Origin of the sequence: Pedobacter africanus (assembly GCF_040548825.1) — a bacterium.
GTDB lineage: Bacteria > Bacteroidota > Bacteroidia > Sphingobacteriales > Sphingobacteriaceae > Pedobacter > Pedobacter africanus_A.
In genome coordinates this window covers 725,083-738,422 of the sequence record NZ_JBEPSL010000001.1, presented here as the reverse complement: position 1 = coordinate 738,422, position 13,340 = coordinate 725,083, and the positions used below count along the sequence as shown (strand labels likewise).

The window sequence follows — 13,340 nt, the reverse complement described above, 5'->3', positions numbered from 1 at the left end:
GTGTGTAATCTTGTATTAAATTCCTTGCTCAACTGTATTCAACTCACGTGCCAATTTAACGAGATCAACTCCCCCAAAATTTCCAGAACTCATCAAAAGTAAGTTCGTACGATAAAAATTTACGTTTAACAAATAATCCTGCAATAGTGCTGGGTTGTTAAAAAAGTGCAATTGTTCACTTTTAAACGCCCTTTGAACATCTTTTTTACTAAATGGTTCTAACTTTTTATGCTGAAAAGTTTTTTCATCGATGTAAACAATTGCCACATCCGCAGCTTTCATGGTATCAGCATATTGAACTAAAAAGTCTTTATTCAGACTGCTAAATGTATGTAACTCTATACACGCTACTAATTTCCTGTTGGGAAACTGGGCTTTAACTGCCTCGATAGTTGCTTTCAGTTTGGAGGGTGAATGTGCAAAGTCCTTATATACATTTGTTTCATTTTCATTCCTCAGGAGCTCCAGCCTTTTTGCAGCACCGGTAAAGGAACATATAGCGGCATCAAATTGTTTGCTGTCAATATCCAGTTGCGCACAAATTAATTTAGCTGCGTTAAGGTTCATGAGGTTATGATCTCCAAATACTTTCAGCGGCACTTCTTCCGGCATTAGGTAGGTAATTCCATCCTTCACCATATGATCAGGAATTTCATAGGCAATTTTTTCTATTGCCGCGGTGGCATTGTTAACTACCTCTTTTAGGTCCTTATCTGCACTGCAATAAATTAATTTACCGCCTGGCTGGATCGTATCTATAAACAGTTCAAACTGCCTGACATAATCAGCATATGTCTTAAATACATTGATATGGTCCCAGGCAATTCCGCTGATCACTGCAAGATTTGCTTTATAAAGATGAAATTTAGGTCTCCTGTCTATTGGAAAGGCCAGGTATTCGTCTCCTTCGATAACGATCAGTGGTGCTTCGCTGGTAATTTTAACCATGGTATCAAAACCGGCCAATTGCGCTCCTACCAGGTAGTCAAAATCCCGTTTATAAAAATTGAGTACATGAAGGATCATGGAAGTAATGGTGGTTTTTCCATGGCTTCCACCTATGACAACCCGCAGCTTATCTTTGGTCTGCTCATAAATATACTCCGGGTATGAATATATTTTAAGCCCGAGCTCCTGCGCACGAAGCAATTCCGGATTGTCGGTAAGCGCGTGCATACCCAGAATTACCGCGTCCAGATCAGGTGTAATATTGGCTTCGCTCCAACCCATCTGTGCTGGTAAAATACCATATCTGGCCAGCCTGCTGCTTGAGGGTTCAAAAATAACATCATCTGATCCCGTAACCTGGTATCCTTTTTTATGCAATGCTATAGCCAGGTTGTGCATGGCACTCCCTCCAATGGCAATAAAATGTATACGCATTTTTTTTAATTTACTATCGTCTGTGGTTTAATCCTTTTTAAAGTAAGCGGCTACCCATTCTCCTGTCTTTTTATGGTTAACGTAGCGGATACCGAAAGTCGCGCAGGCCTGTTTGATCATATCGAGATCGGGCGATTCATAAAATCCACTAAAGAAAATACTGCCGCCTGGTTTCAGCACATCGTTATACGAGGGAATCTGGTCTAACAGGATATTCCGGTTAATATTAGCCAGAATCACATCAAATGTCTGATCCGGAATAACCTCCTTACCGCCACACAAGGCCGCTATATTGCCGATGTTATTCAGCGCCGAATTTTCGATTGCACTGAGGTAACAGACTTCATCATTATCTATGGCCACCAGGTCCGAAGCACCTTTTTTTGCAGCAAGAATAGCAAGAATAGCCGTTCCACAGCCCATATCCAACAATGTTTTACCTTTGACATCGGTATCCAGCAGATACTGGATCATCATGGTTGTAGTTTGATGGTGCCCGGTGCCGAAAGCCATTTTGGGGTCTATCACAATCTCGTATGGGTATTGAGGCTGGGGTTCATGAAAAGTTGCACGTACGTAGCATTGATCGGAAATGATCAAAGGCTCAAAGTTCTTTTCCCATTCCTCATTCCAGTTTTTCCCTGCAATTTCTGCCACTTCATAGCTGCATTGAAATTCGCCTTCAAACTCTTCCAGCACTTTTTTTAACTGACCTTCGCTGTAAGCAGGAAAATCAATAAATGCTACAAAACCCGCTGCTGTATCTTCAAAAGTATTGAAGCCGATATCGCCAAGTTCAGCAATTAAAAGATCCTGCTGGTATTCTTCTATCGCTGTAAAACTGAAACTTACCTGTATATAGTTCATCTAGGAATTAAAAACTTTAACGATATCCACAAAGTCCCTCGATTTCAGGGAAGCTCCGCCGATTAATCCTCCATCAATATCTTTTTGGGCAAAAAGTTCTGCTGCGTTTTTAGGGTTGCAGCTTCCGCCATATAAAATCGTCGTTTCCTCTGCTATAGTATCGCTGTATTTGGCTGCAATTTCTTTTCTGATAAAAGCATGTACCTCCTGGGCCTGTTCTGATGAAGCGGTAAGACCGGTACCGATAGCCCATACCGGTTCGTAGGCAATAACTATTTTAGAAAAATCTGCGGTACTTAGTCCGAAAAGGCCTTTTTCCAACTGCGCTTTAAGTACTTCAAAATAGCTGCCATTATTTCTTTCTTCCAGTGTCTCGCCGATACAGAAGATTGGGGTTAACCCATTTTCCAGTACTTTCAGTGTTTTTTGAGCAAGCAATTCATCACTTTCAGCAAAATACTGACGTCTTTCTGAATGCCCGATGATGATATAGGCGCAGCCAACGGATTTGATCATACCGGCCGATATTTCACCAGTATATGCACCACTATCACTCTGGTGGCAATTTTGCGCACCAATCTTCACTACATCGCCACCTAATTTAGCCAGGCTGTTTAAATGAATGTATGGTGCACAGATGATGGCCGTCTGATCGCCTTTTTTTTCATCCCTTACCATATTGACTATTTCTGAAAATAAAGATATGCCTTCTGCATAATCCAGGTTCATTTTCCAGTTTCCTGCAACTATTTTTTTCCTCATCGTTATTATATATTGTTATTTTAGGTTTTACTTGAAAGATTTCAGGCGGCGCAGCTGTCTAGAAGTGCCTGTAATTTCCGGTCATGTCAAAAACAGCCTGCAAGATATCTTTTTCTGTCTGATCAAAGGGTATATTTCTACGTTCATATACTTTTTCCGCAGTTTCAAACATCTTATCCAGTTTGTATACATCAAATCCCTGTGCACCTCCCCAGGCAAAATCGGGTATAAAATTTCTGGGAAAGCCCGGCCCGAAAACATTAGCGCTGACACCTGTCACCGTACCGGTATTGAACATGGTATTGATTCCGCATTTGGAATGATCGGCCATGATAAGGCCGCAGAACTGCAAGCCGGTTTTCCGGAAGCCTTCCGTTGCATAATCCCAAAGCCTTACTTCTGCATAATTGTTTTTCAGGTTGGAGTTGTTGCTGTCGGCCCCGATATTGCACCACTGTCCCAGCACCGAATTACCCAGATAGCCTTCATGTCCTTTGGAGGAATAACCCCAGATCACGGCATTGTTAATTTCTCCGCCAACCCTGCTGTACGGGCCAATGGTGGTTTGTGCGTAAACCTTTGCACCCATTTTAATCTGCGAATTGTCGCACAGCGCAAAAGAACCCCGGATATGGCAACCTTCCCAAACCTGACTGTTTCTGCCTATATATATAGGTCCGTTTAAACTGTTAAAAGTGGAACACTCTGCTCCTCCGCCTTCTTCTACAAAGATATCGTTACCCAATAAGGTATTGGTAGTACTCAAAGTTCCGGAAGTTCGTCCCTTTGTGATCAGCGCAAAATCCTTTCTAAGTTCAACATCGTTATTTCTGAAAATATCTTCAGGGACAACAATCCTGATAAAATCTCCGTTGTATTCCTTCGGTTTTAACTGATCTGCTGTTTTCATTACATCAGTTGTTCCGGCATCGGTTTTAAAGGCGATCAGAAGTTCACCTTTTTTTAGCGATTCACCGGCTTGCAATGCTGCAACGGCTTCGAGTAAGGGTCCATCCGGACAAACAGAGCCATTGATATACAAACAGCCCTCTTTTAATGATGGATATTTAACGGATAAGTGCGCTAAAGTGATAAACCCGCATTCGGCATTCAGATGTTTCTTCCATTTCTCTGCAATCGTTAGGATTCCTACACGAAGATCTGCAACAGGTCTTGTAAAAGATAATGGGCGAAGGGACTGCCAGGCATTATCATCAAATAAATTGATCATCATAAGCTACAAAAATAAAAAAAGTCCCGAAGCAACAGCATCGGGACTCAAATAATTTCTTATTTCCGTGGAATTACTTTTTAGCGTAACGGGTTTTGAATTTATCGATACGACCAGCTGTATCTACCAATTTCATTTTTCCGGTATAGAAAGGGTGAGATGTGTGAGAAATCTCTAATTTATATAAAGGATACTCGTTGCCATCTTCCCACTGGATAGTTTCTTTCGTATCTACACAAGATTTTGTTAAAAAAGCGTAGTCGTTTGACATGTCTTTAAATACTACAAATCTATAGCTTGATGGATGCAGATCTTTTTTCATATTATATTATTATATCTTATTTGTCGCTTATTTTTAAGGATGCAAATATCAGAATTTTATTTTTTAATAGCAAGTATGTGTGGAAAAAATTATCCGGCATCCTGACAGAGTTCTACAAGCACCCCGTTTGTGCCCTTAGGATGTACAAAACAAACCAGTTTATTATCTGCCCCCCTTTTGGGTTTTTCATTTAACAGGATAAAACCTGCTGCTTTAAGCCTGGCCATTTCCGACACGATATCTGTCACGTCAAATGCGATGTGATGTATCCCCTCTCCTTTCTTCTCCAGAAACCTGGCAATGGGGCTTTCTTCAGCGGTAGCTGTCAGCAACTCAATCTTATTTTCACCTGTTCTAAAAAAGGCTGTATTCACCCCTTCAGATTCCACCAGTTCCTTTTTATAACAAGCGGTACCCAACAACCGTTCGTAGAGTGCACAGGAAGCATCCATGTCTTTTACGGCAATACCAATGTGTTCAATCTTATTCATATCTGCTTAAAACGTTAGAAGAATGTAAAAATGCATGTTTTAACTATACCGTCATAGCTATTATTTATAATTGTTGGCAATCTTTTTTTGTATCTTTGTCTGTTAATAACAACATATATATTATAATGGAACTTCCTATTTACTTAGATAATAACGCAACTACCCCCCTTGACCCAAGGGTACTGGAAGCGATGCTGCCTTATTTCACCAACAAATTTGGCAATGCTGCAAGCCGTAACCATGCATTTGGCTGGGTTGCTGAAGAGGGTGTAGACTACGCACGCGAGCAGGTTGCAAAGCTGATTGGCTGTACTGAAAAAGAGATTATTTTTACTTCAGGTGCTACTGAAGCAGACAACCTTGGCATCAAAGGTGTATTTGAGATGTACCAGGAAAAAGGTAATCACATCATTACCGCTACTACTGAACACAAAGCGGTTCTGGATACCTGCAAACACCTGGAAAAACAGGGTGCAAGAGTAACCTACCTAAAAGTAAAGGAAGATGGATTAATTGATCTTCAGGAACTTGAAGCAGCAATGACCGAGCAGACCATCCTGGTTACCATTATGTATGGCAACAATGAAATCGGTGTAATCCAGCCCATTAAAGAAATTAGCGCTATTGCGCATAAGCATGGCGCACTGTTCATGACCGACGCTACACAGGCTGTTGGTAAAATACCGGTAGATGTAAATTCCGATGGAATTGACCTGATGGCTTTTTCTGCACATAAAATGTATGGTCCAAAAGGTGTTGGTGTATTGTATGTACGCCGTAAAAACCCAAGGGTTAAGGTAACTGCACAGATAGACGGCGGTGGTCATGAGCGCGGAATGCGTTCAGGCACCTTAAATGTACCTGGTATTGTTGGCCTGGGTAAAGCCTGTGAGCTTTGCCGCCTGGAAATGGAAGAAGAAGCCAAACGTTTATCGGCCCTGCGCGACAAGCTTGAAAATGCACTTACCCAGCTTGAAGAAAGTTATGTAAACGGAAATACCCAGCACCGCTTACCACATGTAGCTAATATTTCTTTTAAATATGTAGAAGGTGAAGGCTTAATGATGGCCATGAAAGACCTGGCGGTATCTTCGGGTTCTGCCTGTACTTCTGCTTCTCTGGAACCTTCTTATGTATTGAAAAGCTTAGGCTTGTCTGACGACCTGGCGCACTCTTCTATCCGTTACGGATTGGGACGTTTTACAACCGAAGAGGAAGTAGACTATGCAATAGAAAATACTAAGAAAGCAGTAAACCACCTGAGAGACCTTTCGCCGCTTTGGGAAATGTTTAAAGAAGGCGTGGATTTGAGTAAAATTGAGTGGGCAGAACACTAAAAAAATTTAAAACAGAATAAAATGGCATATTCAGAAAAAGTAATAGATCACTATACCAACCCAAGAAACGTTGGTACCTTAAATAAAGACAGCAAATCGGTTGGTACCGGACTTGTTGGCGCACCTGAGTGCGGCGACGTGATGCGCCTTCAGATTGAAGTAGATGCAAACAATGTCATTACAGATGCTAAATTCAAAACATTTGGCTGTGGCTCTGCAATTGCATCTTCATCGCTGGCAACAGAATGGCTGAAAGGCAAAAACATTGATGAGGCACTGACCATCGACAATATGGATATTGTTGAGGAATTGGCTTTACCACCGGTAAAAATCCACTGTTCGGTATTGGCAGAAGATGCAATCAAATCGGCCATCAACGACTACCGTGTTAAAAATGGCATGGAGCCAATTGAATTGCCAAAATCTCATCACTAATCAGTCTTACTGGTTTTGAATAAGGTATAGTTTTTGTATGACCTTAGACAGGTCTAAATAGTAAAGAAATGATTACGATCACTGATAAAGCAAAAAGCAAAATCGACCAATTGATGGAAGAGGCGCAGATGGATACAACTTATTTTTTGCGTGTGTCTGTCAAGGGCGGTGGATGTTCAGGACTATCTTACAATCTGGATTTCGACAATGAAGAAAGTGCCGGAGATCAGTTTTTTGAAGATAAAGGTATCAGGATTGCCCTGGATATGAAATCTTTCCTCTATCTGGCAGGTACAGAGCTTGATTTTACAGATGGTTTAAACGGAAAGGGTTTTAATTTTAATAACCCGAATGCAAGCCGCTCCTGCGGTTGTGGCGAAAGTTTTTCTGTTTAAATACAATTATTATATTTGCATAGGCCGTTACAGTTCAATCTGGAGCGGCCTATTTTTATAATAACCAAACCAGCAGTCATGGAATTATTTAACGAGCGCTCCACCATACCCAGCCTACTGCGCAATGTGGTAGAAAACATCCATAAACCGGAAGAAACATTTCTTATCCACAAAAAAAATACGATTTGGGAGGAAATATCTTATCAGCAAACCCTGGATTGTGCAGATGCTGTCTCGGCCTTTTTCATGCAAAAAGGGATTGTTAAAGGCGACCGTATGGGCCTGATGATAGAAAATTCGCCGGAATATGTTTATTACGACCAGGGTATACAGCAATTGGGCGCCATTAACGTATCCATCTATCCTACCCTGTCTGAACATGAAGTGGCCTATATTGTAAACGATTCGGGCATGCGTGCCCTATTGATCGGCAATACCTTCCTGTATAAAAAAATATTGAAAATTGCGGCCAACTGCAGGCACCTGGAATACATCATCCCCGCATTTCCGGAATATCAGAAAATAAGTATTCCTGAGGATTTGAAAGCACAGATCATCAGCTTTGAAGAAGTGCTGGCTGCTACGGGCAAACTGGGAGCAGAACAGTTAGCGGCAATAGCAAGGATACGCCATACTGTAAAACCAGCTGACATTTCTTCATTGATCTATACTTCGGGTACTACAGGAACGCCAAAAGGAGTAATGCTTTCTCACAGTAATTTTGTAGAAAACGTAAAGGTCTGTCTGCAGCAAATTCCAGTAATTGATCAAACGGAAACCTTCCTGTCCTTCCTGCCGCTATCGCACGTTTTTGAGCGTACAGCTACCTACCATGTATGTTGTGCCCAGGGCTGTAAAATAGCCTATGCGCAAAGCCTGGAATTGCTGGCCAGAAATATGGCTGAAATAAAACCAACGGTAATGAGCTGTGTCCCGCGGCTATTGGAAAGAATTCACGACAAAGCCATTAAAAGTGGTACTGCCGCTGGTGGTGTAAAGGCAAAAATCTTTTTATGGGCACTTGAAGCAGGCCAGGACTACAGGCGGGTAAAAGAAGCAGGAAACACCCCTGGCATCGTCCTCAGTGCAAAAAAGGCCCTTGCCGAAAAACTGGTATTCAGCAAAATCAAAGAAAAAACAGGTGGACGTTTAAAGTTCATGATCTCTGGTGGTGCAGCCCTTCCCAAAAATGTAGGTGAGTTTTTTGGAAACCTTGGTATTAAAATATTAGAAGGTTTTGGTCTTACGGAAACATCGCCGGTAATGGCTGTTACAGAGTATCACCGGCAGGTGTATGGTACCGTAGGCCGGGTAATTCCGGGGATAGAAATTGGCATACAGGATGTGGAGAGCAAACAAATGATCAGCATTCAGACCCATGAAACCTTTGAAGAAAATTTTGAATGTGCCGAGGGGGAAATCATTGTAAGGGACCATTGTGTAATGCAGGGTTATTTCAATAAACCCGCCGAGACGGCAGAGGCAATTGATAAAGACGATTGGTTCCATACCGGCGATATCGGCCGTTTTTACAAAGGGAACCTGCAGATCACAGACCGGCTTAAAAACATGATCGTAAATGCCTACGGAAAAAATGTTTACCCTACCCCGGTAGAAAATATTTACTTAAAAAGCCTGAAAATAGACCAGATTTTCCTGATAGGCGACAAACGTGAATACCTTACGGCGATCGTTATTCCGAGCAAAGAAAACATGCAGGAAGCGTTTAAACTTCCTGAATCCTTTTTCGAAAAACCCGAAGTCTTTATCGCAGAAAAAGAAATCACGGACTGGATTGGCCAGGACCTGAAAAAGCTATCTAACGAACTGGCTAAATTTGAGCGCATTAAAAATTTCAAGGTTAAGCGTAACCCTTTCAGTATTGAAGAAGGTGAAATCACTCCAACATTAAAAGCAAAGCGCAAAATCATAGAAGCGAAGTACGCAGATGCCATCAACGAGATGTATGCAGAGGCTGTAGATGCCGATTAAAATCCCTATTTTTGCCTAATTTTAAATTATTATACAATTAAGCTATCTGGTCATAAGGCCGATACAAAAAAATATATGAGTACAGGACTATCAGAATTAGAAGTATTGCGCCGTAATTCGCTGAACCAATTACGTGAGCTGGGCATCAATCCCTACCCTGCCGAAGCCTTTGAAATTACTGCCAACGCAGCAGACATTTTAGCGAACTACGAACGCGATAAAACAGCCTATAAAAACATCAGCATTGCAGGGCGGATCATGAGCCGCAGGATCATGGGCAGTGCTTCTTTTGTAGAGCTACAGGATTCAACCGGCAGGATCCAGGTCTATTTGAAACGCGATGATCTTTGTCCTGACGAAGACAAAACCCTGTACAATACTGTATTTAAAAAATTAATGGATCTGGGCGATTTCATTGGTGTAAAGGGCTACGTTTTCACCACCCAGACCGGGGAAATCTCGCTGCACGTCACTGAACTGACCCTGCTGTCCAAATCCTTAAAGCCGCTGCCTATTGTTAAACGCGACGAAGAGGGCAATATCTACGATGGCTTTACCGATCCTGAAATGCGCTACAGACAACGTTATGTTGACCTTACCGTAAACCCGCATTTCAAACAGATCTTTATGAACCGCTCCAAGGTCATCAATACCATGAGAGGTTATTTTGACGATCAGGGCTGGATGGAAGTAGAAACACCTATCCTGCAGCCGATTCATGGTGGTGCCGCGGCCCGTCCTTTTGCAACCCACCACAACACACTCGACATGCCTTTATACCTTCGTATTGCCAATGAGCTATACCTGAAAAGGCTAATCGTAGCGGGCTTTGACGGTGTGTATGAGTTCGGTAAAATGTTCAGAAACGAGGGCATGGACCGCACGCATAACCCTGAATTTACTTCAATGGAGATCTATGTGGCTTATAAAGATTATATCTGGATGATGGCCATGGTAGAAGAATGCCTGGAAAAAGTAGCGGTAGCTATTCATGGTACACCTGTGGTAAAAGTTGCTGAGCATGAGATCAATTTTGAAGGCCCATACGAAAAACTGACCATGTATGAGTCTATCCAGAAATATACAGGCATCGACGTTTCAGCCCTTTCAGAAACCGAGATCAGAGAAGTCTGCAAAAACCTGAACATAGAAGTAGATGCTTCTATGGGCCGGGGTAAACTGATTGATGAGCTTTTCAGCGAAAAGGTTGAAGCAAACCTGATCCAGCCAACATACATTACGGATTATCCACTGGAAATGACCCCGCTGGCTAAAAAGCACAGAAGTAAGGATGGACTGGTAGAAAGGTTTGAACTGTTTGTAATGGGTAAAGAAATTGCCAATGCCTATTCAGAACTGAATGACCCGATCGACCAGCGCGAGCGTTTTGAAGATCAGCTGAAACTTGCAGCAAGAGGCGATGATGAGGCTATGGCCATGGACGATGATTTTATCCGTGCCCTGGAATATGGTATGCCGCCAACATCCGGATTGGGTATAGGCATAGACCGTTTGGTGATGCTGATGACCAACCAGTCGACCATCCAGGAAGTATTGTTCTTCCCCCAGATGCGCCCTGAAAAGAAAGCTAAAGTAACTACAGACGAAGATTTTATAAATGCAGGTATCCCGGCCGAATGGGTACAGGTGATCAGAAAAATGAACATCAACACCATTGATGAATTGAAAGGCGCTAATCCCAACAAGGTATTTAACGACCTGGGCGGCATGCGCAAAAAGCTGAAACTGGAATTGAATATGCCTTCAAAAGAAGAAGTTATGGCCTGGTTTGCTTAACATATAAATAACAAAAACTTAAAGGCTTGCTGCAATTTTTGCAGCAAGCCTTTTTTATTTTTATGCAGATTTAAATGATAACGATTATGAACAGTTCAAGTCTGGAAATTACCGAAAAAGAATATTGCATCAAATTAAGCAAGGAGGCGTTTGATCTGACCTTAATCCGTCAGCTGATCACCAGGATACAATCCGAGCAATTGTTCTTCAGCAGAAGCAAAGATTACCTGGAAGATGACATCATCAGCAGAACATCTTATGCAGAAGCAAGTGAAAATTTTGACAGGTTAAGCGATAAATAAAAAAGCCACATTTTCATGTGGCTTTCGTTTATCTGTACCTTACCTGTTGCTGCTTATCCAGCATCCCCATCTGGTCTTTCATTTGTTTGATCTGATCGGCCAGTAATTTGTTTTTATCCGCTTTCTTGGCTTCTGATAAATACATTTGAGCTTCACGTTTGTTCCGCTTCGCCATTGCAATTCCTGCAAGGCTCAATTTAGCCAGGGCAATATTGTGGTCCATATGCAAACCTAAAGAAAGTGATTTCTTGAAATATTTCTCTGATTGCATCGGCGCTTTTCTCGACTCAATTAAGCCAATTAAAAGGTTATAATAACCGTGCTGAACCCTGATGAGTTGTTTCTCATAATTGGTGATCCTTCTTAAATAAGCTTCGGCCTTCACCATATTGTCTTTTCTTAAGAACCACTGGGCCAGCAGCATATTTTCATTGAAGAAAAAAGTAACAAAAATTAAAATACTGATAAAAAGGGCCAAAATCCCCCAACCCCAGAATCCAAAGACCATTAGGGCAATTGAACCTCCCAACACTGCAAAACCTAAAATCAAACGAACTACATTTGGCATACGCTATTATATTTTTTTTGCAAATATCGTGTTTAAATACCAGAAATTAGATTTAATTTATAATTTCAACAAAAAAAGAAGGGCCAGGTTACAGGCCCGATCTCTATAAAAAACAGAATCATTAACAACATTATTAATTCCAAAATAAAACATGTCTGCTGCATTAGAAGAAAGCTGGTTGAAGGTACTTCAGGGGGAGTTCGAAAAGCCTTATATGAAATCACTTAAAGCCTTTTTACTGGAAGAAAAACAAAAAGGCCATACCGTTTACCCTAAAGGTGCAGACATATTCAATGCCTTAAACCATACGCCTTTTGATAAAGTTAAAGTAGTAATTTTAGGACAAGACCCTTATCATGGGACCGGACAGGCCCATGGTTTATCGTTTTCTGTACAAAAAGGAGTTGCGGTACCACCATCCTTAAAGAACATTTACAAGGAACTGGCAGATGACATTCCCGGATTTTCCGTTCCAACCCATGGAAACCTTACACAATGGGCAGATGAAGGTGTTTTACTGCTCAATGCTACGCTTACGGTAAAAGCACACGAGGCCGGCTCCCATCAGGGCAAAGGCTGGGAAACCTTTACCGATAAAATCATTACAGAACTGTCTGAAAAACGAAATGGACTTATCTTCCTGCTATGGGGCAGGTATGCACAAAATAAAGCTGCATTGATTGACAAAACAAAGCATACCATTATTGCCGCTGCACACCCCTCGCCCTTTTCGGCCTACAACGGCTTTCTCGGCAGCAAACCTTTTTCCAGGGCAAATGCAAAGTTAATTGAACTGGGGCAGGAGCCCATAAACTGGCAGATTACCTAAAAATAAAGCGGCCTGTAGACAATACAGGCCGCTTTATTTTCAATTCTTATCAATACTCCAAAGGCACGATTGGTTCCTTCTTGGTCGTCGACATGATCATCATGGTCTGAAAAGTCTTTACTACAGAGATCTTACTGATCTTATCCATAATCAGGCGTTCATAAGCCTTGATGTCGTTGACGTATACCTTTAATAAGAAATCGGCCTGACCAGTTACGTGGTGGCATTCTGTAATTTCTTTGATCTGGTTTACCTCATCCAGAAAAATCTGTATCGTGTTGTTTTTGTGAAAATCCAGCTGAACCTGTATAAAGGTTTTGATGCCCAAACCCAGCTTCTCTTCATCAACCAAAGCATGGTAACTCTTGATAAAACCAGACACTTCCAGCTTCCTTACCCTTTCCAATGTTGGCGCGGGTGACAGGCCTATCTCCTGCGACAACAACAGATTGGTCATCCTGCCGTTTTCCTGTAATAATTTAAGAATCTTAAAATCCGTTTTATCTAGTTCTGCTGCCATTATCTTAAAAATATCTGCCAAAGATAGAATAAGAACTGCTTACCTGCCAAATTTTATTCTAAATAAAAACAAAAAAATTACAGATTATTTCTTAATATTTTTTTAGATT

The 13,340-nt window shown here is 41.5% G+C and carries 15 protein-coding genes; 7 read left to right on the top strand and 8 right to left on the bottom strand.

Going from position 1 to position 13,340, the window contains the following annotated elements; translation table 11 throughout:
• Positions 1-15: 15 nt before the first annotated feature.
• The 6 genes from ABIE26_RS02940 to mce all read right to left on the bottom strand — a co-directional run bounded on the left by ABIE26_RS02940 (position 16) and on the right by mce (position 5,056).
• Positions 16-1,383 (bottom strand): UDP-N-acetylmuramate--L-alanine ligase, encoded by a 1,368-nt coding sequence (locus ABIE26_RS02940; RefSeq protein WP_354374993.1) that lies wholly within the window; start codon positions 1,381-1,383, stop codon positions 16-18.
• Between the two features lie 27 nt (positions 1,384-1,410).
• On the bottom strand, positions 1,411-2,250 hold the full coding sequence (gene prmA / locus ABIE26_RS02935; protein WP_310140209.1) for a 50S ribosomal protein L11 methyltransferase: 840 nt from the start codon (positions 2,248-2,250) through the stop codon (positions 1,411-1,413).
• A complete protein-coding gene (gene tpiA, locus ABIE26_RS02930; RefSeq protein ID WP_310140210.1) occupies positions 2,251-3,012 on the bottom strand; it encodes a triose-phosphate isomerase in 762 nt (253 codons plus the stop codon).
• A 58-nt stretch (positions 3,013-3,070) separates the two neighbouring features.
• Positions 3,071-4,246 (bottom strand): GlmU family protein, encoded by a 1,176-nt coding sequence (locus ABIE26_RS02925; RefSeq protein WP_310140213.1) that lies wholly within the window; start codon positions 4,244-4,246, stop codon positions 3,071-3,073.
• Positions 4,247-4,316: 70 nt separating this feature from the next.
• Positions 4,317-4,565, bottom strand: coding sequence for a type B 50S ribosomal protein L31 (locus ABIE26_RS02920; RefSeq protein ID WP_084241178.1), 249 nt, complete (start codon positions 4,563-4,565; stop codon positions 4,317-4,319).
• Positions 4,566-4,654: 89 nt separating this feature from the next.
• Positions 4,655-5,056 carry a methylmalonyl-CoA epimerase gene (gene mce, locus ABIE26_RS02915; RefSeq protein WP_310140218.1) on the bottom strand — a complete coding sequence of 134 codons (402 nt, stop codon included), beginning with the start codon at positions 5,054-5,056 and terminating at the stop codon, positions 4,655-4,657.
• 125 nt (positions 5,057-5,181) lie between these two features.
• On the opposite strand from mce, the gene ABIE26_RS02910 reads away from it, so the two are divergent.
• From ABIE26_RS02910 to ABIE26_RS02885, 6 genes are all read left to right on the top strand, one after another.
• On the top strand, positions 5,182-6,393 hold the full coding sequence (locus ABIE26_RS02910) for an IscS subfamily cysteine desulfurase (RefSeq protein ID WP_310140220.1): 1,212 nt from the start codon (positions 5,182-5,184) through the stop codon (positions 6,391-6,393).
• Between the two features lie 21 nt (positions 6,394-6,414).
• The gene (iscU, locus tag ABIE26_RS02905; RefSeq protein ID WP_310140223.1) at positions 6,415-6,828 is read left to right on the top strand and encodes a Fe-S cluster assembly scaffold IscU; all 414 of its coding nucleotides are present in this window, start codon (positions 6,415-6,417) and stop codon (positions 6,826-6,828) included.
• Positions 6,829-6,896: 68 nt separating this feature from the next.
• Positions 6,897-7,223: a HesB/IscA family protein gene (locus tag ABIE26_RS02900; RefSeq protein WP_310140226.1), complete on the top strand. Its 327-nt coding sequence runs from the start codon at positions 6,897-6,899 to the stop codon at positions 7,221-7,223.
• A 78-nt stretch (positions 7,224-7,301) separates the two neighbouring features.
• On the top strand, positions 7,302-9,215 hold the full coding sequence (locus ABIE26_RS02895; protein WP_310140229.1) for an AMP-dependent synthetase/ligase: 1,914 nt from the start codon (positions 7,302-7,304) through the stop codon (positions 9,213-9,215).
• Positions 9,216-9,290: 75 nt separating this feature from the next.
• A complete protein-coding gene (gene lysS / locus ABIE26_RS02890; protein WP_310140232.1) occupies positions 9,291-11,012 on the top strand; it encodes a lysine--tRNA ligase in 1,722 nt (573 codons plus the stop codon).
• 86 nt (positions 11,013-11,098) lie between these two features.
• Positions 11,099-11,314: a hypothetical protein gene (locus tag ABIE26_RS02885; protein ID WP_200815708.1), complete on the top strand. Its 216-nt coding sequence runs from the start codon at positions 11,099-11,101 to the stop codon at positions 11,312-11,314.
• 28 nt (positions 11,315-11,342) lie between these two features.
• Here ABIE26_RS02885 and ABIE26_RS02880 read toward each other — a convergent pair whose 3' ends face one another.
• On the bottom strand, positions 11,343-11,882 hold the full coding sequence (locus ABIE26_RS02880) for a DUF2892 domain-containing protein (RefSeq protein WP_310140235.1): 540 nt from the start codon (positions 11,880-11,882) through the stop codon (positions 11,343-11,345).
• Positions 11,883-12,033: 151 nt separating this feature from the next.
• Between ABIE26_RS02880 and ung the strand changes: the two genes are divergently transcribed.
• Positions 12,034-12,711: a uracil-DNA glycosylase gene (gene ung, locus ABIE26_RS02875; RefSeq protein ID WP_310140236.1), complete on the top strand. Its 678-nt coding sequence runs from the start codon at positions 12,034-12,036 to the stop codon at positions 12,709-12,711.
• Between the two features lie 49 nt (positions 12,712-12,760).
• Here ung and ABIE26_RS02870 read toward each other — a convergent pair whose 3' ends face one another.
• Positions 12,761-13,231: an Lrp/AsnC family transcriptional regulator gene (locus ABIE26_RS02870; RefSeq protein ID WP_084241168.1), complete on the bottom strand. Its 471-nt coding sequence runs from the start codon at positions 13,229-13,231 to the stop codon at positions 12,761-12,763.
• Between the last annotated feature and the right edge of the window lie 109 nt (positions 13,232-13,340).

What these genes read in the sequence shown, in the direction of transcription:
- ABIE26_RS02940 (WP_354374993.1), bottom strand. Translation starts at nt 1,383, where the DNA reads ATGCGTATACATTTTATTGCCATTGGAGGGAGTGCCATGCACAACCTG.
- prmA (WP_310140209.1), bottom strand. Translation starts at nt 2,250, where the DNA reads ATGAACTATATACAGGTAAGTTTCAGTTTTACAGCGATAGAAGAATAC.
- tpiA (WP_310140210.1), bottom strand. Translation starts at nt 3,012, where the DNA reads ATGAGGAAAAAAATAGTTGCAGGAAACTGGAAAATGAACCTGGATTAT.
- ABIE26_RS02925 (WP_310140213.1), bottom strand. Translation starts at nt 4,246, where the DNA reads ATGATGATCAATTTATTTGATGATAATGCCTGGCAGTCCCTTCGCCCA.
- ABIE26_RS02920 (WP_084241178.1), bottom strand. Translation starts at nt 4,565, where the DNA reads ATGAAAAAAGATCTGCATCCATCAAGCTATAGATTTGTAGTATTTAAA.
- mce (WP_310140218.1), bottom strand. Translation starts at nt 5,056, where the DNA reads ATGAATAAGATTGAACACATTGGTATTGCCGTAAAAGACATGGATGCT.
- ABIE26_RS02910 (WP_310140220.1), top strand. Translation starts at nt 5,182, where the DNA reads ATGGAACTTCCTATTTACTTAGATAATAACGCAACTACCCCCCTTGAC.
- iscU (WP_310140223.1), top strand. Translation starts at nt 6,415, where the DNA reads ATGGCATATTCAGAAAAAGTAATAGATCACTATACCAACCCAAGAAAC.
- ABIE26_RS02900 (WP_310140226.1), top strand. Translation starts at nt 6,897, where the DNA reads ATGATTACGATCACTGATAAAGCAAAAAGCAAAATCGACCAATTGATG.
- ABIE26_RS02895 (WP_310140229.1), top strand. Translation starts at nt 7,302, where the DNA reads ATGGAATTATTTAACGAGCGCTCCACCATACCCAGCCTACTGCGCAAT.
- lysS (WP_310140232.1), top strand. Translation starts at nt 9,291, where the DNA reads ATGAGTACAGGACTATCAGAATTAGAAGTATTGCGCCGTAATTCGCTG.
- ABIE26_RS02885 (WP_200815708.1), top strand. Translation starts at nt 11,099, where the DNA reads ATGAACAGTTCAAGTCTGGAAATTACCGAAAAAGAATATTGCATCAAA.
- ABIE26_RS02880 (WP_310140235.1), bottom strand. Translation starts at nt 11,882, where the DNA reads ATGCCAAATGTAGTTCGTTTGATTTTAGGTTTTGCAGTGTTGGGAGGT.
- ung (WP_310140236.1), top strand. Translation starts at nt 12,034, where the DNA reads ATGTCTGCTGCATTAGAAGAAAGCTGGTTGAAGGTACTTCAGGGGGAG.
- ABIE26_RS02870 (WP_084241168.1), bottom strand. Translation starts at nt 13,231, where the DNA reads ATGGCAGCAGAACTAGATAAAACGGATTTTAAGATTCTTAAATTATTA.